The organism is Streptomyces sp. NPDC050145, from assembly GCF_044460245.1.
Classification (GTDB): Bacteria; Actinomycetota; Actinomycetes; order Streptomycetales; family Streptomycetaceae; genus Streptomyces.
Window position 1 is genome coordinate 1 of sequence record NZ_JBITJS010000023.1, and the last position, 26,309, is coordinate 26,309.

General features: G+C 71.8%; 19 protein-coding genes. 9 read left to right on the forward strand and 10 right to left on the reverse strand.

Features of this window, described 5'->3' with window-relative positions; all coding sequences use genetic code 11:
• Positions 1–122: 122 nt before the first annotated feature.
• Positions 123–1,382, reverse strand: coding sequence for a fumarylacetoacetase (gene fahA, locus ACIBTU_RS34485; RefSeq protein ID WP_399130632.1), 1,260 nt, complete (start codon positions 1,380–1,382; stop codon positions 123–125).
• A gap of 244 nt (positions 1,383–1,626) precedes the next feature.
• Between fahA and ACIBTU_RS34490 the strand changes: the two genes are divergently transcribed.
• From ACIBTU_RS34490 to ACIBTU_RS34505, 4 genes are all read left to right on the forward strand, one after another.
• Entirely contained in the window at positions 1,627–6,360 is a 4,734-nt protein-coding gene (locus ACIBTU_RS34490; protein ID WP_399130633.1) for a DUF6531 domain-containing protein, read from the forward strand.
• Positions 6,361–6,397: 37 nt separating this feature from the next.
• Complete coding sequence (locus tag ACIBTU_RS34495; RefSeq protein ID WP_399130634.1) at positions 6,398–6,859, forward strand: hypothetical protein; 462 nt, start codon at positions 6,398–6,400, stop codon at positions 6,857–6,859.
• A 17-nt stretch (positions 6,860–6,876) separates the two neighbouring features.
• Positions 6,877–7,338 (forward strand): hypothetical protein, encoded by a 462-nt coding sequence (locus ACIBTU_RS34500; RefSeq protein WP_399130635.1) that lies wholly within the window; start codon positions 6,877–6,879, stop codon positions 7,336–7,338.
• Positions 7,339–7,403: 65 nt separating this feature from the next.
• Complete coding sequence (locus tag ACIBTU_RS34505; protein WP_399130636.1) at positions 7,404–8,210, forward strand: HAD family hydrolase; 807 nt, start codon at positions 7,404–7,406, stop codon at positions 8,208–8,210.
• A gap of 213 nt (positions 8,211–8,423) precedes the next feature.
• Here the strand turns inward: ACIBTU_RS34505 and ACIBTU_RS34510 are convergent, their stop codons facing one another.
• Positions 8,424–10,469, reverse strand: a complete 2,046-nt coding sequence (locus tag ACIBTU_RS34510; protein ID WP_399130637.1) for a CocE/NonD family hydrolase — start codon at positions 10,467–10,469, stop codon at positions 8,424–8,426.
• 224 nt (positions 10,470–10,693) lie between these two features.
• On the opposite strand from ACIBTU_RS34510, the gene ACIBTU_RS34515 reads away from it, so the two are divergent.
• The 4 genes from ACIBTU_RS34515 to ACIBTU_RS34530 all read left to right on the forward strand — a co-directional run bounded on the left by ACIBTU_RS34515 (position 10,694) and on the right by ACIBTU_RS34530 (position 15,158).
• Complete coding sequence (locus tag ACIBTU_RS34515; protein WP_399130638.1) at positions 10,694–11,704, forward strand: polyprenyl synthetase family protein; 1,011 nt, start codon at positions 10,694–10,696, stop codon at positions 11,702–11,704.
• Between the two features lie 235 nt (positions 11,705–11,939).
• The gene (locus tag ACIBTU_RS34520; RefSeq protein ID WP_399130639.1) at positions 11,940–13,226 is read left to right on the forward strand and encodes an outer membrane lipoprotein carrier protein LolA; all 1,287 of its coding nucleotides are present in this window, start codon (positions 11,940–11,942) and stop codon (positions 13,224–13,226) included.
• A gap of 89 nt (positions 13,227–13,315) precedes the next feature.
• Positions 13,316–14,275, forward strand: a complete 960-nt coding sequence (locus ACIBTU_RS34525) for an ABC transporter ATP-binding protein (protein WP_399130640.1) — start codon at positions 13,316–13,318, stop codon at positions 14,273–14,275.
• Positions 14,262–15,158 carry an ABC transporter permease gene (locus tag ACIBTU_RS34530; RefSeq protein WP_399130641.1) on the forward strand — a complete coding sequence of 299 codons (897 nt, stop codon included), beginning with the start codon at positions 14,262–14,264 and terminating at the stop codon, positions 15,156–15,158. The genes ACIBTU_RS34525 and ACIBTU_RS34530 overlap by 14 nt, the downstream gene beginning before the upstream one ends.
• Here the strand turns inward: ACIBTU_RS34530 and ACIBTU_RS34535 are convergent, their stop codons facing one another.
• Positions 15,159–15,746, reverse strand: a complete 588-nt coding sequence (locus ACIBTU_RS34535; RefSeq protein ID WP_399130643.1) for a flavodoxin family protein — start codon at positions 15,744–15,746, stop codon at positions 15,159–15,161.
• A 138-nt stretch (positions 15,747–15,884) separates the two neighbouring features.
• Positions 15,885–16,334 (reverse strand): VOC family protein, encoded by a 450-nt coding sequence (locus ACIBTU_RS34540; protein WP_399130644.1) that lies wholly within the window; start codon positions 16,332–16,334, stop codon positions 15,885–15,887.
• 197 nt (positions 16,335–16,531) lie between these two features.
• Here ACIBTU_RS34540 and ACIBTU_RS34545 point away from each other — a divergent pair, with 197 nt between their 5' ends.
• Positions 16,532–17,902, forward strand: coding sequence for a PQQ-binding-like beta-propeller repeat protein (locus tag ACIBTU_RS34545; RefSeq protein ID WP_399130645.1), 1,371 nt, complete (start codon positions 16,532–16,534; stop codon positions 17,900–17,902).
• Between the two features lie 33 nt (positions 17,903–17,935).
• Here ACIBTU_RS34545 and rarD read toward each other — a convergent pair whose 3' ends face one another.
• The 6 genes from rarD to ACIBTU_RS34575 all read right to left on the reverse strand — a co-directional run bounded on the left by rarD (position 17,936) and on the right by ACIBTU_RS34575 (position 26,173).
• Entirely contained in the window at positions 17,936–18,871 is a 936-nt protein-coding gene (gene rarD, locus ACIBTU_RS34550) for an EamA family transporter RarD (protein WP_399130740.1), read from the reverse strand.
• Positions 18,872–19,072: 201 nt separating this feature from the next.
• The gene (locus tag ACIBTU_RS34555) at positions 19,073–20,125 is read right to left on the reverse strand and encodes a 2-oxoacid:ferredoxin oxidoreductase subunit beta (protein ID WP_399130646.1); all 1,053 of its coding nucleotides are present in this window, start codon (positions 20,123–20,125) and stop codon (positions 19,073–19,075) included.
• Positions 20,118–22,064: a 2-oxoacid:acceptor oxidoreductase subunit alpha gene (locus tag ACIBTU_RS34560; protein ID WP_399130648.1), complete on the reverse strand. Its 1,947-nt coding sequence runs from the start codon at positions 22,062–22,064 to the stop codon at positions 20,118–20,120. Before ACIBTU_RS34560 ends, ACIBTU_RS34555 begins: the two co-directional genes overlap by 8 nt.
• A 267-nt stretch (positions 22,065–22,331) precedes the next feature.
• Entirely contained in the window at positions 22,332–22,991 is a 660-nt protein-coding gene (locus tag ACIBTU_RS34565) for a LuxR C-terminal-related transcriptional regulator (protein ID WP_399130741.1), read from the reverse strand.
• Positions 22,992–23,443: 452 nt separating this feature from the next.
• Positions 23,444–24,829 (reverse strand): sensor histidine kinase, encoded by a 1,386-nt coding sequence (locus ACIBTU_RS34570; protein WP_399130649.1) that lies wholly within the window; start codon positions 24,827–24,829, stop codon positions 23,444–23,446.
• Positions 24,830–24,955: 126 nt separating this feature from the next.
• Positions 24,956–26,173 carry a sensor histidine kinase gene (locus tag ACIBTU_RS34575; protein WP_399130650.1) on the reverse strand — a complete coding sequence of 406 codons (1,218 nt, stop codon included), beginning with the start codon at positions 26,171–26,173 and terminating at the stop codon, positions 24,956–24,958.
• Between the last annotated feature and the right edge of the window lie 136 nt (positions 26,174–26,309).

The window sequence follows — 26,309 nt, forward strand, 5'->3', positions numbered from 1 at the left end:
GCGCCCCTGATGAGGCTGCGCCTCATCGGGGAAATGCGACGCGAAGCGTCTGCATTTCAGGGGCGCGGGGAACTGCGCGACCAGCCCCCACCGGGCCGCACCCGGCGACGAGACAGTCGGAGCTACGGCGTGACCGGAGCCGGGACGATGCGCCCCGTGACCTCGCCCAGGCCGACACGGGTGCCGCCGGCCCCGGGGGCCCACGCGCTCAGGGTGACGACATCCCCGTCCTCCAGGAACCCCCGCTCAACCCCATCGGAGAGCTTCAGCGGCCGCGTCCCGTTCCAGGTCATCTCGATGAGCGACCCGCGCTCGTTCTCCTCGGTCCCCGAGATCGTCCCGGACCCGTACAGGTCGCCGGTCCGCAAGGAGGCCCCGTTGACCGTCATGTGAGCCAGCATCTGCGCGCCGGTCCAGTACATGCCCGAGAAGGGCGGCTCGGAGACGACCTCGCCGTTCAGGGACACGGTGATGCGCAGGTCGTACCCGGCGGGGTCGACGTCCGCCCCCGAGTCGTCCAGGTACGGCAGCAGCGGAACCGTCCGCTCCGGCGCGGCCACCCGCGCCGCGTCCAGCGCGTCGAGCGGGGTGATCCAGGCGGAGACGGAGGTGGCGAAGGACTTGCCGAGGTGCGGGCCGAGCGGCACGGTCTCCCAGTTCTGGATGTCGCGCGCCGACCAGTCGTTGAGCAGGCAGATGCCGAAGACGTGGTCGCGGTACCCGGCCAGCGGCACGGACGTGCCCTGCGCGGACGGGGTGCCCACGACGTAGCCGACCTCGGTCTCGATGTCGAGACGGACGGACGGGCCGAAGACCGGAGCCGGGTCCGAGGGAGCCTTGCGCTGCCCGGAGGGACGGACGACATCGGTGCCGGAGACCACGACCGTGCCGGCGCGCCCGTGGTACCCCACCGGAAGGTGCTTCCAGTTGGGCTTCAGCGGCTCCTCGTCCGGGCGGAACAGGCGGCCCAGGTTGGAGGCGTGGTTCTCCGACGCGTAGAAGTCGACGTAGTCCGCGACCTCGAACGGGAGGTGCAGGGTGACCGAGTCGAGCGGGTGCAGATGCGCGCGGACGGTCTCGCGGTGGGCCGGGACGGTCACCCAGCCGGTCAGCGCGCGCCGCACGTCCGACCAGGCGGTGCGGCCCGCGGCCAGCAGGGGGTTGAGGTTCGCCCGGGCCAGCAGGGTGCCGTAGGGGGAGCCGAGCGCGGCGGCGACGGCGCCCGCGTCCAGGACGTGGTCGCCGAGGCGGACGCCGACGCGGGGCTCCTGTCCCGCGGGCGAGAAGACGCCGTACGGGAGGTTGTGGGCGCCGAAGGGGTGGCCTTCGGGGAGGTCGAACGGGTCGAGCGGGGTGTGCTCGGACGTGGCTGCGGGTGCCATGCCTACGGGCCTCACTTTCCATTCGGGGTGGGCGAGCCACACGTTACGTGGGAGAACGCCGTTCGGGCAGTGCCTGAAGAGTGCGTCATGTCCGAAAGGTCGGTTGCCGGAACGGGGGCTCTACGGCGCCCGACCGGCGCAAACCCCGTCACCGCCCGTTTGCCCGGGGGAACTATCCTTCCCATGCTCGCGTCAATTCGAGCGGTGATGGTGGCACGGCGGAGACGACGGGGGTCGCGGGGACATGGGTTACACGATTCCGGGCTGGCTGGACGAGATCCTGGACTTCATCGGGATCAACTTCCCGAACGTGGACGAGGACGACTACCGCGAAATGGCCGACGCCATGCGGGAGTTCGCGGAGAAGTTCGAGGGGCACGGCGGCGACGCGCATCTGGCGTTCTCTCGGATCCTGTCCTCCTCCGAGGGCTGGGCCGTCGACTCCATGGAGAAGCACTGGAACAAGATCAAGGCCAGTCACCTGGAGAAACTCCCCGAGCTGGCCCGGCTGTTCGCGGACGCGTGTGACACGCTCGCCGAGATCATCGAGTGGATGAAGCACAAGGCCGAGGCCGAACTCGCCATCATGGCCGGGTCGGTGGGTCTGTCGATCGGTCTGGCGTGGGTGACGGGCGGACTGTCGGCGATCCTCGGCGCGGTCGAGATCCAGGCGATGCGGCAGTGCGTGAAGCGGATCATCGACGAGGCCGTGGAGCGGATCGTCGACGAGGTGATCGCGAAGCTGACCGAGCCGGTCAACGCGAAGCTGGAGTCGATGGTCGAGGACATGGTCCTGGACCTGGCCGAGGGCGCGTTCACGATGCCGCCCGCCGAAGGCCCCGGCGGCGGTGACGGTTCCCACGGCGGTGGCAAGGGTGGCGTGCACATCGCTTCGGCCGGTGACGGCGGCTCGTCGGGCAGTGGGGGTGCGGGCAAGCGGACCCGGATCGACCACACCGAGTTCGAGGACGGCGCGGGCAAGGTCTCCCGGCACGGCAGCGAGCTGCACCTCGCGTCCTCCGACCCGCTGGGCCGGGCCCGCGGCGCGTTCGGCCGCAGCAAGGGCCGCGACCCGTTCACGCAGGCCTTCGACAGCGTCCTGCACGGCGCGCTGAAGGGCTCCGAGAAGGCCCTGAAGAAGATCACCAAGCACATCACCGAGACCGTCCCCGAGCGGGTCAAGGGCGCCTCCCGCACCCACAAGGGCAAGGACCACGACGTCCGCGACAAGGTCGACGCCATCACGGGAGGCAAGAAGGACGGCGACGGCAAGGGCGGCACCCGCACCCGGATCAACGACTTCGTCAAGCGCCTGCCCGACTCCACGAAGGACGCCTGGGACAAGGCCCGCGACAAGGCGATCGGCCTCGGGCAGCGCCGCTGCAAGACCGACCCGGTGGACGTCGCCAGCGGCGAGATGGTGCTGCCCCAGACGGACCTGACCCTGCCGGGCGTCCTGCCCCTGGTCCTCGAGCGCACCCACATATCCGGCTACCACTACGGCCACGCCTTCGGGTCGAGCTGGGCCTCGACCCTGGACGAGCGGCTCGAACTGTCCGGCAGCGGCGCGGTCTGGGCCCGTCCCGACGGCTCGCTCCTCACCTACCCCCGGCTGCCCCGCGAGGAGGGCGAGGAGGTGCTGCCGCTGGAAGGCGCGCGCATCCCCCTCACGTACGCGGGACAGTCGGCCCTCGGCGACATCACCTACGTCACGGCCGACGTCCGCTCGGGCCTCACCCGCCGCTTCGTCGGCAACCCGTACTCCTCGGGCAGCCTGTACTGGCTGAGCGACCTGGAGGACCGCAACGGCAACGGCGTCCAGTTCTCGCGCGACGCGCAGGGCATGCCCTCCACCGTGCTGCACGAGGGCGGCTACCGGGTCCGCGTCACCCGTGACCCGGAGCTCGGCCGGGTCACCGCCCTCGACGTCGAGACGCCCGAAGGCCAGGTCCGCGTCGCCTCGTTCGGCTACGACGAGCAGCACCGGCTGACCGGGGTGTCGGGCGCGCGGGGCGTGCCGCTGCGGTTCACCTACGACGACGAGGACCGCGTCACGTCCTGGACCGACCGCAACGGCCACACCTACGGCTACGTGTACGACGCCGCGGGCCGTGTCGTGGAGACGGTGGGCCCCGACGGCGCGCTGTCCTCGACCTTCGCGTACGACCTCGCGGCCCGCGAGACCCGGTTCACGGACTCGGCCGGCGCGGTCACCGTCAGCCGCCTCAACACGCTCGGCCAGACGGTCGCCGAGACCGACCCGCTCGGCAACACGGTGCTCTTCGAGTGGGACCGCTACGACAACCTGCTGTCCCGCACCGACGAGTTGGGGCACACGTCCCGCTTCACGTACGACGAGTCCGGCAACCTGCGCACGATCGCGTACCCGGACGGGCGCACGACCACGACCACGTACAACGCCCTGCACCTGCCGGAGACGATCACCGGGCCGGACGGCGCGGTGTGGCGCCAGCACTTCGACGACCGCGGGAACCGCACCGCGATGACCGCGCCCGACGGCACGGCGACGACGTTCACGTACGACGCGGCGGGCGCGCTCGCCACCGCCACGTTCCCGGACGGCGCGACAGAGACCCGCACCAACGACCAGGCGGGCCTGGTCCTCTCGGTCTCCGACGGGCACGGCGCCACCTACACCGTGCGCCGCGACCCCTTCGGGCGGCCGCTGGAGAGCGTCGACCCGGCGGGCTCCGTCACGCGCATGGAGTGGACGGCCGACGGCTGGCTCACCCGGCGCACCGCGGCCGACGGGGCGAGCGAGGCGTGGACGTACGACGAGGAGGGCAACTGCCTCACCCACACCGGCCCCACGGGCGGCGTGACCTCCTTCGAGTACACGTGGTTCGACCTCGTCTCCGCCCGCACGGGCCGGGACGGGGCGCGCTACGCGTTCGCGTACGACACCGAGCTGCGGCTCACCGGCGTGGCAGACCCGCAGGGCAGGACGTGGAGCTACCGGTACGGGCCCACGGGTCTGACCGAGTCGCAGACCGACTTCGACGGCCGCACGACGACGTACGAGTACGACGCGGCGAGCCGGCTCGTCGCCCGGACGACCCCGCTCGGACAGCGCGTCTCCTACACGTTCGACGCCGTGGGCAACGTGCTGGAGAAGGACGCCGCCGGTGTCCTCACCCGCTACACCTACGACGCCGCCGACCAGCTGATCAGCGCCGTGTCGCCGACCTCCTCGCTGTCCCTGGAGCGCGACGTCATGGGCCGGCTGCTCACCGAGACGGTCGACGGGCACCGCATGCGCTTCGGCTACGACGCGCACGGCGAACTGGTCTCGCGGACCACCCCCACCGGCGCCGTCACGTCGTACCGCTACGACGCCGCGGGCAACCGGACCCGGGTGGATCTCGCCGGTCACGCCCTCGACTTCACCCACGACGTCCTCGGCCGCGAGACCGCCCGCACGCTGGGCCCGGCGGACGCGCCGGTCACGCTCGCCTCCGGGTGGGACGTGCTCGGCCGGCTGGCGACCCGGACCCTGACCACGGCCCGCGGTCCCCTGCGCGACCGCTCCTACGGCTACCGCGCCGACGGATTCCTGACCCGGATCACGGAGCGGCACGACGGCACCGACCAGCTGTTCGAGCTCGACCCGGTGGGGCGTCCCGTCGGCGTCACCGCGGGCGGCTGGACGGAGCGCTACGCCTACGACGACACCGGGAACCAGACCGACGCCCAGTGGCCCGACGCCGCCCGGTCCACCGGGAGCCGCGGCGAACGCGCCTACGAGGGCACCCGGCTGCGGGGCGCGGACGGGCTGCGCTACGAGTACGACGACGCCGGACGGGTCGTCCTGCGCCAGAAGCGGCGGCTGTCGCGCAAGCCCGACACCTGGCGCTACGCCTGGGACGCGGAGGACCGGCTCGTCGCGTGCACGACCCCCGACGGCACCGAGTGGCGCTACAGCTACGACGCCCTCGGCCGCCGCACCGCCAAGCACCGCATGGCGGCGGACGGCAGCGGCGTGGTCGCCACGGTCCGCTTCGCCTGGGAGGGCACCCAGCTGGCCGAGGAGACCGACTCCACCACCGGAGTGACCCTGACCTGGGAGTACGAGGGCCTCCAGCCGATGTCACAGCTGGAACGGCGCATTCCCGCCGACACCGCACAGCACGAGCAGCACGGGCAGCACGAGCAACAAGAGGTGGACAGCCGCTTCTTCGCCATCGTCACCGACATCATCGGCACCCCGACCGAACTCGTCGGCGAGCAGGGCGACATCGCCTGGCACAAGCGGTCCACGGTCTGGGGTATCACCACGCGCAACCGCGACGCCCAGGCCCACACCCCGCTGCGCTTCCCCGGCCAGTACGCGGACCCGGAGACGGGCCTGCACTACAACCTGAACCGGCACTACGACCCCGAGACGGCCCGCTACGTGTCGTCCGACCCGTTCGGCCTGGTGCCCGCGCCCAACCCGGCCGCGTACGTCGTCAACCCCTTCACGTTCATGGACCCCGAGGGCCTCGTCGCGAAGGGCTGCACGCAGGAGAGCGGCTGGTACGGCGGTCTGCTCCCGGCCAACAAGAAGGCGGACGGGACGAAGTATCCGCAGGCGATGGAGGTCAACCACATCCCTGCCAAGTCGGCGTACAAGGACGTCATCGAGCCCGGCTTCTACTTCGCGAACAAGCCGCACAAGAAGCAGAAGGTCAACAACGGCCCGGCCATCCGCATGGAGCGCGACCACCACGAGCAGCTGTACAGCACGGGCTACTCGCTCCAGTCGCAGGCCTGGCAGCAGCGCCAGCGCGAGCTGATCAACTCCGGGCGGATCACCGAGGCGATGCGCATGGACATCGACGACATCAAGCGGCGCTTCCCCGGCACCTACGATCAGCACATCAAGGACATGGTCGCCAGCCTGAAGGACAACAAGCCCCTCCAGGACATGCTGACGAAGCGAGGATGGAAGATCGACGAGGCCGCCCTCCTCGCGTGAGGCCATCCAGGACACTGAGGAAGACGAGGGACGGAACATGGAACTGGAACTGCTGCCGCTGGTCGGTGCCGGTCCGCTGCGGCTCGGCATGTCGGCGCAGGAGGCACGCGACGCGGTCCAGGCGTGGGGCCTGCTGCGGGTCGCCTCCAGTGACCCGGAGCCGGGCCAGATCCTGCTCAAGCACGACGCGTCCGGCCTGAACGTGATGCTCGGGTTCACCAAGGGCGCGCTGAGCGGCGTGGAGCTGTTCCGCTTCCTGGAGGAGGACTCCGACGTCCGGGTGCTCCTCGACGGCCTCGACGTCTTCCGCACCCCGAGCGTGGACCTCTTCGAGCTGCTCGCGGAGCGCGGCCACGAGATCACCGAGAACGACCTCGGCTTCGACGAACTGCCGGCCCTGAAGGTGATCCTCGCCAACCAGAGCAGCTACGAGTACCCGGTGGACGAGGACGGCGACCCCCTCTACTACGACTACGTACGCCTCGCGGACCAGATCTGACGCCTCGCGGACCCGCGGTGGACCCACGGGAGACACGGGAGAGCCCCGCCCGGCGCAGACTCCGCGAGCACCGGGAGCGGGCGTCCCTGGCGGCCGTCGAGGCGGCGCTCGGCGAACTGCGCACCGGGCGGGGCCTGTCGGCGGACGAGGAGCCGGGCTGGGCCCGGGCCGCGATCGAGCGGGCCTGGTCGATCCACACGGAGCCGGACGCCCTGCTCCCCGACGACTCCCCGCCCGAGGTGCTCGACGCGTGGATCGAGGCCCGGCTCGCCGAGCACGGCATCGGTGGCGACGTCTACGTGGCGAGTCATGTGCGCCCGCGCCCCTGGCTGGAGTGCCGGCTGCCCGCGACGGGCTGGGCGGAGCGGGTGCGGGGCGCGGTCGAGGAGCCCTGGATGTTCCTGTCCGGCCCGCTCGACCGGCTCCTGATCGTCTCCGAGTCGGAGTACCACTTCGAGTGCCACGCCGCCTCGGTCTGACCCCTTCGAACGACCCCTTCCAAGGCCACCCACGCGCGCCTTGCGTCATCCGTATTCTTCGGCCCATGGCCGCCAACGCATATGCCCTCATCGCCACCGACCTGGACGGAACGCTGCTGCGCGGCGACGACACGGTCTCCGACCGGACCCGCCGCGCGCTCGCCCGGGCCACCGCGACAGGGGCCCGGCACATCGTCGTGACGGGCCGGCCCGCGCCGCGCGTCAAGGACCTCCTCGACAGCCTCGGCGGTGGCGGGCTCGCGGTGTGCGCGCAGGGGGCGCAGCTCTACGACGGCGAGACGGACCGGCTGCTCTGGTCCCGCACGCTGGACCGGGAGCTGGCCGAGCAGGCGCTCGGGAAGATCGAGGCGGAGGTCGGTCAGGTCCACGCGGCCGTCGACCAGGACGGCGTCGACGGCCTGACGCTGATCGAGCCGGCGTACCGGATGCCGCACCCCACGCTCCCCGCGCAGCCCGTGTGGCACCGGACCGAGCTGTGGGAGCGGCCCATCAGCAAGGTGCTGCTGCGTCACCCCGAGCTGGGGGACGACGCGCTGGCGGCGGTCGCGCGGGCGGCGGTCGGTTCGCTGGCGACGGTCACGATGTCCGGACCCGGCACGGTGGAGCTCCAGCCGCTCGGGGTCACCAAGGCGACGGGCCTCGAACGCGCCGCGGAGCGGCTGGGCGCCGGGCCCGCGGAGACGATCGCCTTCGGCGACATGCCGAACGACGTGCCGATGTTCGGCTGGGCGGGCTGGGGCGTGGCCATGGCCGACGCCCACCCCGAACTGCTGGCCGTCGCCGACGAGGTGACTTCGTCGAACCAGGACGATGGTGTGGCGGCGGTACTGGAGCGCCTGTTCGAGGCCTGATCGGTCTCGTCACCGGGTGCCGCCCGGTGGGGCTTCTCGCGCAGTTCCCCGCGCCCCTGAAATGCAGACGCTTCGCGTCGCATTTCCCCGACGGGCGAGCGCCCGATGAGATGGCGCACGCAGTGCGCATCTCAGGGGCGCGGGGAACTGCGCGACCAGCCACGACGAGACCCGCACCCGCCCACGAAACAGAACCCGGCACACGAGAAGGCGCTAACCCGCCACCCGGGGCACCCTCCGCTCCCAGGTCCGGTGGAAGACGACCTCGTCCCCGTCCCGGCACACGACCTCGTCGGACGTCACGAACTCCCGAGCCGTACAGGAGATCTCCGACCGGGTGGAGACCCGCGCGTCCCACCCCCGCTCGGCCCGGTGCAGCCGGATCGACCACTCCGAGCGGGCCCGGGCCGACAGCGGGTCGTCCTCCCGTACGACATACGTGTCCCGCCCCTCCTCGGCGTACTCGAGCCCGTCGGGGTGCACGCGCACACCCCCGCACCCGGCGACCGCCTCCAGCGTCCACTCGCCCTCGGCCACGTCCCGTACGACGAGCCGTTCGGGCCGCGGCTCCTCGTCGAGGGGGACGGGGAGGACGACGCCGAGCGGTTCGGACTGCTCGGGCTCGGCGAAGGCGGAGGGGAGGGCGGTCGCGGGGTCCTCGGACCGGACGGGCAGTTCGAGCGCGCTGCCCACCGGGTCGAGGGTGAAGCCGCGCTCGGACCCGGGCTGGGGCCAGATCCAGGGCCAGTACGCGGAGGACACGGCGAGCCGGATCCGGTGCCCCGCGGGGAACACGTGGCCGATGCCGGTCAGCTCGAAGGTGATGTCCTCGGTCATGGCCGGCACCATCGGCACGGTCACCGAACTCCCGTGCCGGGACGTGAAGTTGAGCGCGCCGCGCGTCACGAGCGTGGAGGAGCCGTCGGGCGCGACGTCGCAGAGCCGGGCGATCGCCTGCCCACGCGGCACGGGCGAGGTGACGCGCAGCCGGACCCGGGGCCGCCCGAGGACGGTGACGTCCCGCGCCGGCTGGAACTCGAAGCACGCCGACTTCGCGTCCTCGTCCCGCTGGTCCGGCGGCAGGTCCGCGTCGCCGCCGAGCGGCACGAAACGGCCCGCGTCCAGACCGGTCTGCTGCGGCGAACGCACGAGCACGGGCGAGCCCTGGAGCTCGTAGGTGGTCGGGGTGATGTGCGGGGAGGGCCAGGAGGGCTCGCCGACCCAGCGGCCGGGGAGCTCGGTGTAGACGGTGGCGGGCGGGTGGGAGTCGCTGATCCAGGCGCGGAGCTTCGGTTCCTTCGTCACGTCGCTGTCCTGGTCCTTCAGCCAGTGGTCCCACCAGCGCAGCGTCTCCTGGAGGAAGCCGATGCCGGGGCCCGGCGGCCGGCAGCGGTCGGGGTACTGGTGGGACCAGGGGCCGATGATGCCCCGCACCTGGTCGTCGGGGAGCGCCGCCACGAGCCGCAGGACCGTGTCGCGGTACGGGTCGTGCCAGCCGCCGACCGCGAGGACGCCGGCCCGGATCGCCCCGAGGTCCTCGCGGACGGAGCCGCGCCGCCAGTGGTCGTCCCGGGTCTGGTGGGACAGCCAGGTGTGGATCGACGGTTCGACCGCCGCCAGACGTGAGGTCCAGATGTCCTTCCAGCGGTCGCCGACGAACTCCGGGTCGGGCGGCCGGGACACGTACGCGAGCGTCGCCGCCGCCCACGCGTGCAGGTCGACGGCGAGCACGGAACCACCCATGTAGTGCCGGTCGTTGTCGTAGCGATCGTCCGTGGCGCAGACGGTGACGACCGCCTTGAGCGGCTCGGGCGCGAGGGCCGCGATCCGGAGGGAGTTCAGCCCGCCCCACCCGATGCCGAACATGCCGACCCTGCCGGTGGACCAGGGCTGCCCGGCCAGCCAGTTCACGACCTCGACCCCGTCGGCGAGCTCCTGCGCGCCGTGCGCCTCGCCCGGCAGGCCCTCGGAGTTGCCGTGCCCGCGCACATCGACCCGTACGGAGGCGTAGCCGTGGCCCGCGTACCAGGGGTGGCGCTGGTGGTCGCGCGGGGCCGTCCGGTCGGAGAGACGGTGGGGGAGGTACTCGAGGAGGACGGGGACGGGCTCGTCGGTCCCGGGGCGCCACACGCGGGCGAACAGCGTCGTGCCGTCCGGCAGCGGGATCCGGACGTCCTCGTGGGTCACGTCGAACGGCAGGTCGGTGCGGATGCGGGGTGTCGGCGGTTCCGGCGCGGTATCCGTAGCGGTGCGGGACAAGATGGTCACCCCTGGTCGTATCGGCTGATCAGGAACATACCGGGGGCGTCGGAAAGGCGCCTGGGCTGGACAGTCCGGGAAGGCGCCCCCTGTGATCGAAACGCGACCGGATACGCTGACTTGAGTGATGGCAGCGACACATCGACAAACCGTGTCATCGACCGAATGATCGACCGAGTTCGCCATGTGATCGTCATGATCGTCAGCAGACAGGAGACCCACTCGTGACCGTCGTCGGGACTTTCGGTCTTAGCGTCCGGGACCAGGCTCTCGAAGCCGATGTCCAGGCCGGATTGGTGGCCGTCGAGGAGGGACTCCTCGAAGCCACCAAGAGCGAGGTTCCCTTCATCACGGAGGCGGCCCAGCATCTGGTGCGCGCCGGGGGCAAGCGTTTCCGGCCGCTGCTCGTGACGCTCGCCGCGCAGTTCGGTGACCCGTACGCGCCGGGCGTCGTGCCCTCGGCCGTCGTCGTCGAGCTCACCCACCTCGCCACGCTCTACCACGACGACGTGATGGACGAGGCGGACGTGCGCCGCGGCGTGCCCAGTGCCAACCAGCGCTGGGGCAACTCGGTGGCCGTCCTCACCGGCGACTTCCTCTTCGCCCGCGCCTCGCACATCCTCGCCGACCTCGGCCCGGACGCCGTCCGCATCCAGGCGGAGGCGTTCGAGCGCCTCGTCACCGGCCAGATCCTGGAGACCGCGGGCCCGGCCGACGGCCGCGACCCGGTCGACCACTACCTGGACGTGCTCGGCGGCAAGACCGGCTCGCTGATCGCCGTGGCGTGTCGTTTCGGCGCCATGATGTCCGGCGCCGACGAGACCGTCGTCGACGTCCTCACCCAGTACGGGGAGCGGCTCGGCGTCGCCTTCCAGCTCGCCGACGACGTGCTCGACATCGCCTCCGACTCGCACGAGTCCGGCAAGACCCCGGGCACCGACCTGCGCGAGGGCATCCCGACGCTGCCCGTCCTGCGGCTGCGCGAGCGCGCCGAGAAGCTCGGACTGCCCGAGGACCTGGCGCTCGTCGAGCTCCTCGACTCCGACCTCACCGACGACGCGCGCCACGCCGAGGCCCTCACCCGGCTGCGCGCCCACCCGGCCCTCGAGCAGGCCCGCCGCGACACGGTGCGCTACGCGGAGGAGGCGCGCTCCGCGCTCGCCCCGCTGCCCGAGTGCGAGGCCAAGTCCGCGCTGGTCGAGCTGTGCGACGCCGTGGTGCACCGGGCCGGCTGAGAAACCCCCTCTGCGCCACCCGGAGGGGGTGTGACGCCCCGTGTCATCCCGTAGGCGTACGCGGAGTTGATCCCGGGGTCTGACGTCTTCGCGGCGCCGGTTTGGTCAGATTGAGTCATCCACTCCTTACCGATTCAGGACCGATTCGGGTGAGAATGGCGGCTCGGAGTGGGACACAGACCGACGAGTGCACAGACGGTAGGCCGCCGCCGATCACGGAGGTAGGGCAACAGACATGGCACCGTACGCAGCGGAAGACAGCCAGGACGGCGGGGGCGCCGGCACCGGCACCGGGCGGCGCAGGGCGGCCCGGTACGCGGTCCCCGCGGCGGTGATCGGGGTGGCAGCGGCGACGATCGGGCTCGTCCCGGCGCTCGCCGACTCGGGCGACCCCGACCTGCCGAAGACCACGGCTCAGGAACTCCTGCGGAAGATCGCGGCCTCGGACACCGAGCAGCTGTCCGGCACCGTGAAGATCCACACCGATCTGGGGCTGCCCTCGCTGGGCGGCGGCGCGGCCGGCATGCTCGGCGGCGCCGGCGGTGGCGAGGGAGGCGGCGAGGGCCCCTCCTCGGCCGACCCCAAGGCGAAGCTCACCGAGCTGGCCACCGGCACGCACACGCTGCGCGTCGCGGCGGACGGCCCGGACCGGCAGAAGCTGTCGATCCTCGAGGACGCCGCCGAGTACAGCGTGATCCACAACGGCAGCGACGTCTGGGCCTACGACAGCAAGTCGAACGAGGCGTACCACGCGAAGGACACCGGCAGGCACGACGCCGCCGGTGACCGGGCGAAGCAGCGCGAGGACGAGCTGCCCGCCACGCCGAAGGAGCTCACGGACGAGATCCTCAAGGCCTCCGGCGACACCACGTCGTTCAGCGTGGACGGCACCTCGCAGGTGGCGGGCCGGGACGCGTACCGGCTGCAGATCAAGCCCAAGCAGTCCGGTTCGACGGTCGGCGCGATCACGATCGCCGTCGACGCGAAGACCGGTACGCCGCTGAAGTTCACGCTGACCCCGGCGAGCGGCGGCGCGGCCGTCGTCGACGCGGGCTTCACCAGCGTCGACTTCGGCAAGCCGGCCGCGTCCACCTTCGACTTCAAGCCGGCCAAGGGGACCAAGGTCACCGAGGCCGACGAGCTGAAGGGCAAGGAGCTCAAGGACCACGAGCTTCCGGGCAAGGGCGAGCGGCCCGGCGACCACCCGCAGCGCGCGCCGAAGGGCGCCGAGGGCGTGGAGGGCGCCGAGGGCCTCAAGGTCATCGGCGAGGGCTGGACCTCGATCGCCGAGCTGAAGCTGCCGGAGGGCGCGGGCCTCGCGGGAGGCGGCGCGGCCAAGGGCGACGTGCCGGCCGACGCCCAGAAGTTCCTGGACTCGCTGGGCGACAGGGTCAAGGGCGACTTCGGTACGGGCACGGTCTACTCGACCCGCCTGGTCAACGTCCTGATCACCGAGGACGGCAAGGCCTACGCCGGAGCCGTCACGAAGGAAGCGCTGGTGAAGGCCGCCGAGGCGCGCTGATCCGGAGCGAGGAAACCGACGGGGTGCGGGGGTGGGGCGTCAGGCTCCGCCCCCGCACCGCGTACATCCGAGGGATCCGAGGGAGAGGCATGGCGACGCCGGTCAGCGGGACCCAGCCGGTCATCGAGACGCACGAGCTCAGCAAGCGGTACCGCGGCGGACAGCTCGCCGTCGACGGGCTGAGTCTGACCGTCCCGCAGGGCGCCGTCTTCGGCTTCCTCGGACCGAACGGGTCGGGCAAGACGACCACCATCCGGATGCTGATGGGCCTGATCGAGCCGACGTCCGGCGCCGCGCAGGTGCTCGGCCGGCCGATGCCCAAGGCGAGCCGGACGGTGCTCCCGCAGGTCGGCGCCCTGATCGAGGGCCCGGCCCTGTACGGCTTCCTCTCCGGCCGGGACAACCTGCTGCGCTACGACTCGGCGGACCCGACGGCCGATCCGCGCACCCGTAAGGCCCGGGTCGGCGCGGCCCTGGACCGGGTGGGTCTGGCGGCCGCCGCGGGCAAGAAGGCGAAGGCGTACTCGCTGGGCATGAAGCAGCGGCTCGGACTCGCGGCCGCGCTGCTCCAGCCCCGCCGGCTGCTGGTCCTGGACGAGCCGACGAACGGCCTGGACCCGCAGGGCATGCGCGAGATCCGCACCCTGGTGCGGGAGCTGGCCTCCGACGGCACGACCGTCTTTCTGTCCTCGCACCTGCTCGACGAGATCGAGCAGGTCTGCACGCACGCGGCCGTGATGACGCGCGGACGGCTGATCACCCAGGGCCCGGTCGCCGAGCTCGCCGCGGGCGCCCGCGGCACGCTCACCGTCACGACGCCCGACCCGGCGGACGCGGCCCGTGTCCTGAAGGAGCACGGGATCACGGTCCTGGAGGCCGCGGAGGACCGGGTCACCGCCGACCCGCCACCCCCGGAGACGGAGCTGGCGGATCTGAACGAGGCGCTGGTCGCCGCGGGAGTACGGGTACGGGGCTTCGGCATCGAGCGGGCCTCGCTGGAGGACGCCTTCGTGGCGCTGACCGGGGAGGGTTTCGATGTCGCGGGCTGAGACGGTGGCGGCGGCGCCGGTGGTGCGGGCGGCTCGCTTCCGGTGGACGTTCGGACTGTTCCGCAGCGAGCTGGCCATGACGTTCCGGCGCTGGCGCACGCTCGCTCTGCTCGCCGTCCTGGCCGGGGTGCCCATCCTCATCGGCGTCGCGGTGAAGATCGAGACGAGTGGCGGCTCGGGGGTCGGCGGGGGAGGGCCCGAGGGTGGCGGCGGCCCCGCGTTCATCGCGCAGATCACGAACAACGGGCTGTTCCTGGTGTTCACGGCGCTGGCCGCGACGCTCCCGTTCTTCCTGCCGATGTCGGTCGGGGTGATCGCGGGCGACGCGGTGGCGGGCGAGGCCGGTGCGGGCACCCTGCGCTATCTCCTGGTGGCCCCGGCGGGCCGCACCCGGCTGCTCCTGACCAAGTACGCGACGACGATGACGTTCTGCCTCGTGGCGACGCTCGTGGTGGCGGTGTCGGCGCTGGCCACCGGGGCGGTCCTGTTCCCGCTCGGCGACCTGACGACCATCTCGGGGACCACGATCGGCTTCGGCGAGGGCCTCGGCCGCGCCTTCCTGATCGCCCTCGCCGTGGCGCTGTCCCTGGTCGGCATCGCCGCGCTCGGCCTGTTCGTCTCGACGCTGACGAACAGCGGGATCGCGGCGATGGCCACCACCGTCGGCCTGCTGATCACGGTTCAGATCCTCGACCAGATCCCGCAGCTGCACGCGATCCAGCCGTACTTCTTCTCGCACTACTGGCTGTCCTTCGCCGACCTGATGCGCGAGCCGGTCTACTGGACCGAGCTCGTCAAGAACCTCGAACTGCAGGCCCTGTACGCGGCGGTCTTCGGCTCGGCGGCCTGGGCCCGCTTCACGGCGAAGGACATCACCGCCTGATCAGTCCTGCTCGTACGCGAAGCGCGCGAGCGGAGCGTCCCCGGCGAAGAAGGTCTTGGCGCGGGTGAGCGCGGCGGTGTCGGTGAGGACGTCACCGGGCTTGCTGCCGTTGCCGAGCAGGACGCCGCCGAAGCGCATGCCGAGGTACGCCGCCGAGTTGTTCAGCGTGCCGACCAGCGGGTCGGCGACGACCTCCTCGGTGTGGGCGAGCGCGGTCACGCCCCACAGGGTGCGCCCGCCGAGCGTGTCCTTGAAGTCGACGCCGGGCGTGCGCAGCCAGCCCGACCAGTGGTCGAGGTAGCGCTTGGTGGGCGTGGAGACCGAGTACCAGTACAGCGGCGAGACGATCACGACGTCGGTCGCGGCGAGGGTGGCGTCGAGCAGCAGGGCGGTCGCGCCCTCGCGAGGCCGCACGTGGTCGCTGTCGTGGCGCAGGTCCTCGAACTCGGGCAGGCGGTGCTCGGAGAGGTCGATCCAGGTCTGTCCGGTGCTCGGCGGCAGCTGCTCGGCCGCCTTGCGGGCGAGGATCTCGGAGTTGCCGCCGGAGCGGCTGCTGCCGAGCACGAACAGGAAATTGCGGTCGGACATGGCTCCCCCAGGGACGCAGAACGTTGTTACTTGCATACGCAGTATATGCAGATGCATGAAATTGGGGGGAGGGTTTCTTGCGAGGAGCCGCGGAGCCGAGGAGCCGCGGAGCCGCGGAGCCCGCACGGGCGACCGGCCTCACTGCACGTCGAACTCGTTCCCCTCCGGGTCGGTCATCGCCACCCAGGAACCGCCCCGCTCCTTGAACTCGCGGACCGTGCGCGCCCCGAGCCCGGTCAGCCGCTCGACCTCGGCGGCCCGCCGCTCGGCGCCCACGTGGAGGTCGATGTGCAGCCGGTTCTTGCCGGACTTCGCCTCCGGGACGCGCTGGAAGAGGATCCGCCGGCCGAGGCCGGTGCCGCTCTCCTCGTCCACCAAGTCCGCCGGGTGCCGCACGGCCACCAGGTCCCGGAACGCGCGCCGCCCCCAGCGCTCCACGGTGTCGGCCTCGTCGAGCGCCCCGAACCCGAGCAGCCGGCCGATCAGTGCCGCGTTGTCCTCGATCTCGTACCCGAGGGCGGCGGCCCAGAACTCGGCCTGGGCGTGCGGGTCGGCGACGTCGACGACGAGCTTCCAGTCATAGGTCATGAGACCAGTTATAGAGCCGTAGGAGGACAGAACCAGGACACGCGAGCGAGCCGGCTCACTTACGATGATCTTCGCTCGCGCGGCCGGGGGGCCGGGCCGGGCGGCGGTGGACACCAGGGGGGTGACGCCGCACGGGGGCTTGGGACATGTGCAGCCTTGGGGGGCGCGTGATGTCGGGAAGACGTTGGATAGGGCCCGTGGTGACACTGGCCGTCGTGCTGGGCGGGATCGGATCGATCGCGGCCTGGTTCATGTCGACCGAGGGCTATCTGCCGGGGGACGCCATGGTGCGGTCCTGGTCGGCCGAGAAGGACCGGGCGGGGGCGGTCGGTGCGGGCGACGACAACTGGGTCGTCGGTGATGTCGCCGTCCGCAGCCGGTTCGACGCGGTGACCGGATTCGGGCTCGCCGAGGGACACGAGGGCAAGCGGCTCTGGGAGTACGTGCCACCGGGCCGGGGCGAGATCTGTGGTACCGCGGAGCACGCCGGCACGGGGGCCGTGCTGGTCGTCCGGGGCGCGGACGGCGGCGACGTCTCCGGGCGGCCCGGAGCCGGCTGCACGACCATCATGGCGCTGGACGCCAAGGACGGCCGGGAGCTGTGGAAGGAAGAGGCGAAGCCCGCGAAGGACGCGTTCGGCGACGTGGTCCCGGGAAGCGCCCCGACCGTGGACGCGCGCGGTGACCTCGCCGTGGTCGCCCAGGACCGGCGCGGCTCGGAAGTCGACGCGCAGGGCAGCCTGGTGAAGAAGAAGGCCAAGGGCGACGACGTGACGCTCCGCGGCCTGGACCTGCGCACCGGCAAGCTCCGCTGGAAGGCCGAGCTGCCCGACCGGTGCGCGCCGCAGAGCGTCTCCCTCGGCGAGAAGCGGGTGTTCGCGGTGCTCTCCTGCGAGGCCGGCGGACGCGACAAGCGTGAGGTGTCCGAGCTGACGGTGGCCACGTTCGACCGCGCGAGCGGCGCCCTGGGGTGGAACGCGCCGCTCGACGAGCGCCGCCCGCTCGACCCGAAGACCTCGGTCGGCATCGTGTCGGCCGACCCGCTGGTGCTCTCGGTCGGGGCGGCCCCGGACAATCCGGCGACCAGCGGTCCGAGCGCGGGCGAGGCCGGCCGGTTCGTCTCGTTCGACGCGAACGGACGCCCGGGTCCCACCATCGACGCCTCGCGCGACAAGGGCGTGATCAACGCGAGCCGGCCGATGCAGACGGCCGTCGCCGGCGACCGGCTCTACGCGCTGGCCGGCTACTGGCGGAAGGGCGACCACGACATCGTCGTCGCCTTCGACCTCAGGACCGGCGAAGAGGTCTGGTCGGAGGAGATGGACAACCCGGCCCCGGCGCTGGCCGTGCTCGGCGACCGGGTGACGGTCCTGAACGAGTGGTCCACCCAGTCCGCCGCGATCACGACCCTGGTCGAGCTGGACGCCGACGACGGCGACGAGCTCGACGAACGCCACTTCCGCGACAATGTGCCGAGCCCTGTGACCGCGATGTACGAGCACGAGGGCCGGCTCATCACGGCGGGCCAGGGCGGCGGCACCCCGTTCACCGCCTACGACCGCTGGTGACCACCGGCACGTAGTGCCCGGACACCGAGACGCCTAGACCGTCCCGACCGTCTCCTCGGCCGCGCTCTTCCCGGAGGGCGCGGCGGTCCCGGAGGGCGCGGCGGTCGCGGCGGCCCGGGCCACGCGGGCCAGCTCCGCGCGGCCCGCGTGGGCGGTGCGCAGGGCGTCCCAGGTCAGCAGGATCAGGGCGACCCAGACCAGGCCGAACCCGGCCCAGCGCTCGACCGGCATCTCCTCGTGGAAGTAGACGATGCCGAGCAGGAACTGGAACACCGGGGCCAGGTACTGGAGCAGGCCCAGCGTGGAGAGCGGCACGCGGATCGCGGCCGCGCCGAAGCACACCAGCGGGATCGCCGTCACGAGGCCGGTCGACGCGAGCAGCGCCGCGTGCCCCGGGCCCTCCGTGGAGAAGGTGGAGCCGCCCTGGGCGGTCAGCCACAGCAGATAGCCGAGCGCGGGCAGGAACTGCACGGCGGTCTCGGCGGCCAGCGACTCCAGGCCGCCCAGGTTCACCTTCTTCTTCACGAGTCCGTACGTGCCGAACGAGAACGCGAGGATCAGCGAGATCCACGGCGGCCGCCCGTAGCCGATCGCCAGGACGAGGACCGCGAGGACGCCCGTGCCGACGGCCGCCCACTGCGCGGGCCGCAGCCGCTCCTTGAGGAGCAGGACGCCGAGCGCGATCGAGACCAGCGGGTTGATGAAGTACCCGAGCGAGGCCTCGACGACATGGCCCGCGTTCACGGCCCAGATGTAGAAGCCCCAGTTCACGGTGATCACGGCCGCGGCGATGGTGACGAGCCCGAGCCGCTTCGGCTGCCGCAGCAGCTCACGCAGCCAGCCCCACTTGCGGACGAAGAGCAGCGCGGCGGCGACGACGACCAGCGACCACACCATGCGGTGGGCCAGGATCTCTATCGCCCCGGCCGGCTTGAGCAGCGGCCAGAACAAGGGCACGAGGCCCCACATCCCGTACGCCGCGAATCCGTTGACGAGGCCGACGCGGCTCTCGTTCCTCGCCTGCTGCGCCGCAGACCCTGCCGCCCCGTCCTCCACGGACCCTCCTCAAGACACACGGCAGCCCCGCGGCGGCCATCAAGCAAGGTAGCGCCGCGGGGCGGTCCATGTCATGCCCGTATCGCCATACGGTCCTGACGGACGTTCCGGAGGTCAGCCGGCGACGGTCCAGGTGTCGCCGCCCGCGAGGAGCGCGGCCAGGTCGCCCTTGCCGTTCTGCTCGATGGCGGCGTCCAGCTGGTCGGACATCTGGACGTCGTAGACCGGCCGGCGGACGTTGCGGAACACGCCGATCGGCGTGTGGTGCAGGGTGTCCGGGTCGGCCAGGCGGGACAGGGCGAAGGCGGTGGTCGGGGACGCGGCCTGCGCGTCGTGGACCAGGATGTCCGCCCGGTTCGCGTCCGTCACCGGCACGACCTTCAGGTCGCCGGTGGCCGGGTCGCGCACGACGCCCTTCGCGCCGTCGGTCCCGAAGGTGATCGGCTGCCCGTGCTCGAGCCGGATCACGGCCTCCTCGGCCTGCTCCTTGTCCTTGAGGACCTCGAAGGCGCCGTCGTTGAAGATGTTGCAGTTCTGGTAGATCTCCACCAGCGCCGTACCCGGGTGCTCGGCCGCCTCGCGCAGCACCGACGTGAGGTGCTTGCGGTCGGAGTCCACGGTCCGGGCCACGAACGAGGCCTCCGCGCCGATCGCGAGCGACACCGGGTTGAAGGGCGCGTCGAGCGAGCCCATCGGCGTCGACTTGGTGATCTTGCCGACCTCGGAGGTGGGGGAGTACTGGCCCTTGGTGAGCCCGTAGATCCGGTTGTTGAACAGCAGGATCTTGAGGTTCACGTTGCGGCGCAGGGCGTGGATGAGGTGGTTGCCGCCGATGGAGAGGGCGTCGCCGTCGCCGGTCACGACCCAGACGCTGAGGTCGCGGCGGGAGGAGGCGAGGCCGGTGGCGATGGCGGGGGCGCGGCCGTGGATGGAGTGCATCCCGTAGGTGTTCATGTAGTACGGGAAGCGGGAGGAGCAGCCGATGCCGGAGACGAAGACGATGTTCTCCTTGGCGAGGCCGAGTTCGGGCATGAAGCCCTGCACGGCCGCGAGGATCGCGTAGTCACCGCATCCCGGGCACCAGCGCACCTCCTGGTCGGACTTGAAGTCCTTCATGGACTGCTTGGCCTCGGCCTTGGGCACCAGGTTCAGGAGTGACTCAGTCATCGATGGTCTCCTTGAGAGCCTTGGCGAGCTGCTCGGCCTTGAACGGCATGCCGTTGACCTGGTTGTAGCTCTGGGCGTCGACCAGGTACTTCGCCCGGACGAGGGTGGCGAGCTGTCCCAGGTTCATCTCCGGGATCACCACCTTGTCGTAGCGCTTGAGGACCTCGCCGAGGTTCGCGGGGAACGGGTTGAGGTGGCGCAGGTGGGCCTGGGCGATGGTCTCGCCGGCGGTGCGCAGGCGGCGGACGGCGGCGGTGATGGGGCCGTAGGTGGAGCCCCAGCCGAGGACGAGGGTGTCGGCGTCGCCGTTCGGGTCGTCGACCTCGAGGTCGGGCACCTGGATGCCGTCGATCTTGGCCTGGCGGGTGCGGACCATGAGCTCGTGGTTGGCCGGGTCGTAGGAGATGTTGCCGGTGCCGTCCTGCTTCTCGATGCCGCCGATGCGGTGCTCGAGGCCGGGGGTGCCGGGGATCGCCCAGGGGCGGGCGAGGGTCTGCGGGTCGCGCTTGTAGGGCCAGAAGACCTCGGTGCCGTCGTCCAGGGTGTGGTTGGGGCCCTGGGCGAACTGGGTGCGCAGGTCGGGGAGTTCGTCGACCTCCGGGATCCGCCAGGGCTCGCTGCCGTTGGCGAGGTAGCCGTCGGAGAGGAGGAAGACGGGGGTGCGGTAGGTGACCGCGATCCGGGCCGCCTCCAGGGCGGCGTCGAAGCAGTCCGCCGGGGTGCGGGGGGCGACGATCGGGACCGGGGCCTCGCCGTTGCGGCCGTACATCGCCTGGAGGAGGTCGGCCTGCTCGGTCTTCGTCGGGAGCCCCGTCGAGGGGCCGCCGCGCTGGATGTCGACGATGAGCAGGGGCAGTTCGAGCGACACGGCGAGGCCGATGGTCTCGGACTTGAGGGCGACGCCGGGGCCGGAGGTGGTGGTGACGGCGAGGCTGCCGCCGAAGGCCGCGCCCAGTGCGGCGCCGATACCGGCGATCTCGTCCTCGGCCTGGAAGGTGCGCACGCCGAAGTTCTTGTGCTTGGACAGCTCGTGCAGGATGTCCGAGGCCGGCGTGATCGGGTACGACCCCAGGTAGAGCGGCAGATCGGCCTGCTTCGAGGCGGCGATCAGGCCGTACGACAGGGCCAGGTTCCCGGAGATGTTGCGGTACGTGCCCGTCGGGAACGCGGTGGCGGCCGGCGCGACCTCGTAGGAGACCGCGAAGTCCTCAGTGGTCTCGCCGAAGTTCCAGCCGGCGTGGAACGCAGCCAGGTTCGCCTTCATGATCTCGGGCTTCTTGCCGAACTTGGCCTTGAGGAACTTCTCCGTGCCCTCGGTGGGCCGGTGGTACATCCACGACAGCAGGCCCAGCGCGAACATGTTCTTGGAGCGCTCGGCCTCCTTGCGCGAGAGGTCGAACTCCTTCAGCGCCTCCACGGTGAGCGTCGTGAGTGGCACCGGATGCACGTGATAGGCGTCCAGCGAGCCGTCCTCCAGCGGGCTGGCCTCGTAACCGACCTTCGTCATCGCACGCTTGGTGAACTCGTCCGTGTTCACGATGATGTCCGCGCCGCGCGGCACATCCGCGATGTTCGCCTTCAGCGCGGCCGGGTTCATCGCCACCAGCACGTTCGGCGCGTCGCCCGGCGTGAGGATGTCGTGGTCCGCGAAATGGAGCTGGAACGACGAGACGCCCGGCAGTGTGCCTGCGGGCGCCCTGATCTCCGCCGGGAAGTTCGGCAGAGTCGACAGATCGTTGCCGAACGACGCCGTCTCCGATGTGAAACGGTCGCCGGTGAGCTGCATGCCGTCACCGGAGTCGCCCGCGAACCGGATGATGACCCGGTCCACGCGCCGCACGTCCTTGCCCGGTGCCCCCGCGTGTGTGCGCTGTTCTCCGACGACCGCGCTGTCGGCCCCGTCGGCCTGCTCGGCGGTGCTACTGACCTGGCTGGTCACTGAACTGGACCTCCCTCGAGGCGGCTGTGCGGGCTGGGCCGTCCCACCGGCCTTCCCAAGGTCCACCCTACGTCTGTAAGGGTCACCTTCCTCTGAGCGATCGCCGCATGGACCGCATATTGAGACGTCGTCTCGTCCCGGTTCACCATGGTCCGTCCGCCCCCTGGGGTCCCGCTCGCGCCCTGCCGGAAGACGCGGGCCGCGCGTCCTTCGGTTCTGGTTCCGGTGTGCTGCCGGAGTGTCGCCATCTGACAGAGTGTCAGGTACTCACGAGTTCAGGTAGGTCAGGACGGCCAGAACGCGACGGTGATCCCCGTCACTCGGCGAGAGCCCCAGCTTCAGGAAGATGTTGCTCACGTGCTTCTCGACCGCGCCGTCGCTCACGACGAGCTGGCGGGCGATCGCCGAGTTCGTCCGGCCCTCCGCCATCAGGCCCAGGACCTCGCGCTCACGCGGGGTGAGGTTCGCGAGGACGTCCTGCTTGCGGCTGCGGCCCAGCAGCTGGGCGACCACCTCGGGGTCCAGGGCCGTGCCGCCCTGCGCGACCCGCACGACCGCGTCCACGAACTCCCTGACCTCGGCCACCCGGTCCTTGAGCAGGTAGCCCACGCCGTGGCTGGAACCCGCGAGCAGTTCCGTCGCGTACTGCTCCTCCACGTACTGGGAGAGGACCAGGACGCCCAGGCCCGGGAAGCGGCCGCGCAGCTGGACGGCGGCGCGGACGCCCTCGTCCGTGTGCGTCGGTGGCATCCGTACGTCCGCGACGACCACGTCGGGGAGCTGGTCCTGGTCGCCCAGCTCGACGATCGTCTTGACCAGGGCCTCTCCGTCGCCGACGCCGGCGACGACCTCGTGCCCGCGATCGGTCAGCAGCCGGGTCAGGCCCTCCCTCAGCAGCACCGAATCCTCTGCGATGACCACCCGCACCCTGACCTCCACGTTTTCTGTCCCCCCACCTGCGCCCCGGCCCCTCTACCTGGGCCGTCCCTGACGGGGTCCAGCATTACAGCCCCTGCGCCGCCGCGGGGCGTGCCGGGATATTTGGACCCGGGGTGGGTGAGGTGCGGCCAGTTTTCGGCGGGGCGTGGGCCGGCCGGTGCGCGACCAACGGGCCCCTGGGGGCGCACGAAGTGTGCCTCTCAGGGGCGCGGGGCTGTATCTATCAGCGGCTCCGCCGCGGGGCGCGACCAGCCACGACGGCGCGGCGGTCGGCGACGATCCTCTGCCCCTACGGCGGCGTCGTAGCCGCTCGTCGAACAGCCCCGGCCCCGCATGGGGCACAGCGTCTGCCCGGCGTGTCAGCGCCGGGGCAGTTCGCAAGGGGGGCCGGGAACGAGCGTGCGGGGAGGCGAGGACCCGGTCCGGCGCCGCCGCAGAGGTCAGGCTCGGCGCCAGGGGAGTTCCGCCGTGACGCGGGTCGGGCCGCCGGGGGCCGAGTTCAGCAGCAGGATCCCGTCGACCGCCTCGATCCGGTCCCGGAGCCCGGCCAGCCCGCTCCCGCCGGAGGCCTCCGCCCCGCCGACCCCGTTGTCGTACACCTGCAGCATGAGCCGCCCCCCGGCCCGCCACACGTCCACCGACGCCCGCGTGGCCCGGCTGTGCTTGCTGATGTTCTGGAGCAGCTCGGAGACGGTGAAGTACGCGATGCCCTCGATCGCCGGCGCGGGCCGCTCCGCGAGGTCGACCTCGACCGTCACCGGCACCGTGCAGCGGGAGGCGACGGAGGACAGGGCGGCGTCCAGACCCCGGTCGGTGAGCACCGCCGGATGGATCCCGCGGGCCAGGTCACGGAGTTCCTGGAGCGCCGTCTTCACCTCACCGTGCGCGTCGGAGACCATCCGCGCCGCCGCCTCCGGATCCTGCGAGAGCTTCTCCTTCGCGAGCCCCAGATCCATGGCGAGCCCCACGAGCCGCGCCTGCGCCCCGTCGTGCAGATCCCGCTCGATGCGCCGCAGGTCGGCGGCGGCGGTGTCCACGACGACCCCCCGGTCGGACTCCAGCTCCACGACCCGGGACTGGAGCCGCGAGGGGCCGAGCAGCCCGACGACCGCCAGCCGGTCCACCGTCGTCAGCGCCCGGATCACCCAGGGCGTCACGAGGGTCACGGCGAGTCCGATCAGCGCGGTGACGGTGATCTCGAAGGGGTTGTCCAGGTAGACGGAGTGGGCCTCGTCGCCGTAGAGCTGGATGCCGCCCTGACCGCCGTACATGGGGAAGACCCACTGCCACAGCGGATACGTGAGCAGGGTCCAGCCCGTCGTCCAGAACGCCACCGACACCCCGAAGGAGAAGACGGCCCAGGGCAGGTGCAGCACCCCGTACAGCACGCTCCGCCAGGAAACCCCGCTCTTGAGGACGGCCCCGATCCACCCCATCGGCCCGTTCTTGCGCGGCCGCACCGGCTCGGGCGAGCCGACCGTGACCCCGAGGAGGGCCCGGGCCCGTACCCGTTCGAGCGCCCCGAACCCGCGGGCCCCGGCGAGCGCCCCCGCGAGGACCGGCACCCCGATGAACGTGATGAGCAGCCCCGCGCCCAGCGACACCATGGTCACCGCCCACACGAACCCGGCGATCGCGATCGGCAGGCTGAGCAGCACGTAGGCGAACTCGCGCCAGGCCCGCCCCTCGATCGGCGCCCGCAGTCCGGCCGGCAGCCGCCCGAGCCCGCGCCGCGGCCCGTGCCCGCCGCCCCGGCCCTCGTGGTCGTCGAGCTCGTCGTACGCGTACGAGTACTCGCCCCGGTGTCCGTACTGCTGCGTGGCCATGGACGTCATCCGTTTCTGTCGCGTTCGGCGAACCGCTCGGCTCCCGCTCTTCTCTGTGCTTCAGACTCCCGTTCCGCCGCCTCCCGGACCATCCGGCGGGTCGGCGTCTGCGACCGGGGGTTTTCCCTACCTCGGCCGCGCTCCGGTGCCCGGACCGGGCTCCCGGTCCCGCCACGGCAGCTCCGCCGTCACCGTCGTGCCCGCGCCCTCCGGCGAGTCCACGACGAACAGCCCGTCGACCGCCCCGAGCCGCTCCGCGAGCCCGGCCATCCCCGTGCCCTTGTCGACGGACGCGCCGCCGCGCCCGTCGTCCCGTACCTGGATGAGCAGCCGTTCCTCGGTCCGCCACACGTCGACGGAGGCCTGGGCCGCCCCGCTGTGCTTGCTGATGTTCTGGAGCAGCTCGGAGACGGTGAAGTACGCGATGCCCTCGATCGCCTCGGCGGGCCGGGCCGGCAGCTCGACGGTCACCTTCACCGGCACCGTGCAGCGCGAGGCCACGGAGGAGAGGGCCGCGTCGAGACCCCGGTCCGTCAGCACCGCCGGATGGATCCCCCGGGCCAGGTCGCGCAGCTCCTGGAGCGCCAGCTTCACCTCGCCGTGCGCCTCGTCGACCATCGCGGCGACGGTGTCGTCGACTTGCCCCTCCGCCAGCTTCTCCTTGGCCAGACCGAGCCCCATCGCCAGGTTGACGAGCCGTGCCTGCGCCCCGTCGTGCAGATCCCGCTCGATGCGCCGCAGGTCGGCGGCGGCGGTGTCCACGACGACCCCCCGGTCGGACTCCAGTTCGGCGATGCGCCGCTCCAGCTCGTCCGACGGGGAGAGCAGGGCGCGCACCATCGCCCGGTCCGCGTTGGTCAGGCCCCGCGCGACGAACGGCAGCACCGGCCACAGCACGAACAGGCCCACCAGCGTCACCGCGAACGTGAGCACGCCCCAGGGCAGCCGGATCACCTCGTACAGGACGCTGCGCCAGCCCACCGGGTCCTTCAGCCCGTTCCACAGCCAGCCGAAGAAGCCGCCCGCGCGCCGCACCGGCAGCGGACTCGGCTCCTCCACCCGCACCCCGAGCAGCGCCCGGGCCCGCGCCCGCTCCGCCCGGCCCAGCATCCGCGCCCCCCGCAGCCCGCCCGCGATCAGCGGCAGCCCGATCACGGTGACGGTGAGGCCGGCGCCGAGCGCCAGCATCGTCACCGCGTACACGAAGCCGAACACGGCCAGCGGGAAGCTGCTCAGCAGGAACGCGATCTCTTTCCACGTCTGCCCGTCGTACGCGAAGCGCGCCGGGGGCAACGCCGCTGCGGCGCCGGGTGGGTCGACAGGGGGGACAAGTGGCTCGGTCATAGCCGAAAGGGTGCCCTGCGCGCGTGACAGGACGCCATGAGGCGGACCGCCCGGGACGAACGGGGGATAACCCCACCTCGCGCGGTGGACCCGTGTCCGCACCTCGGACCAGGCTGCTTACCCTCCCTTTAACAGG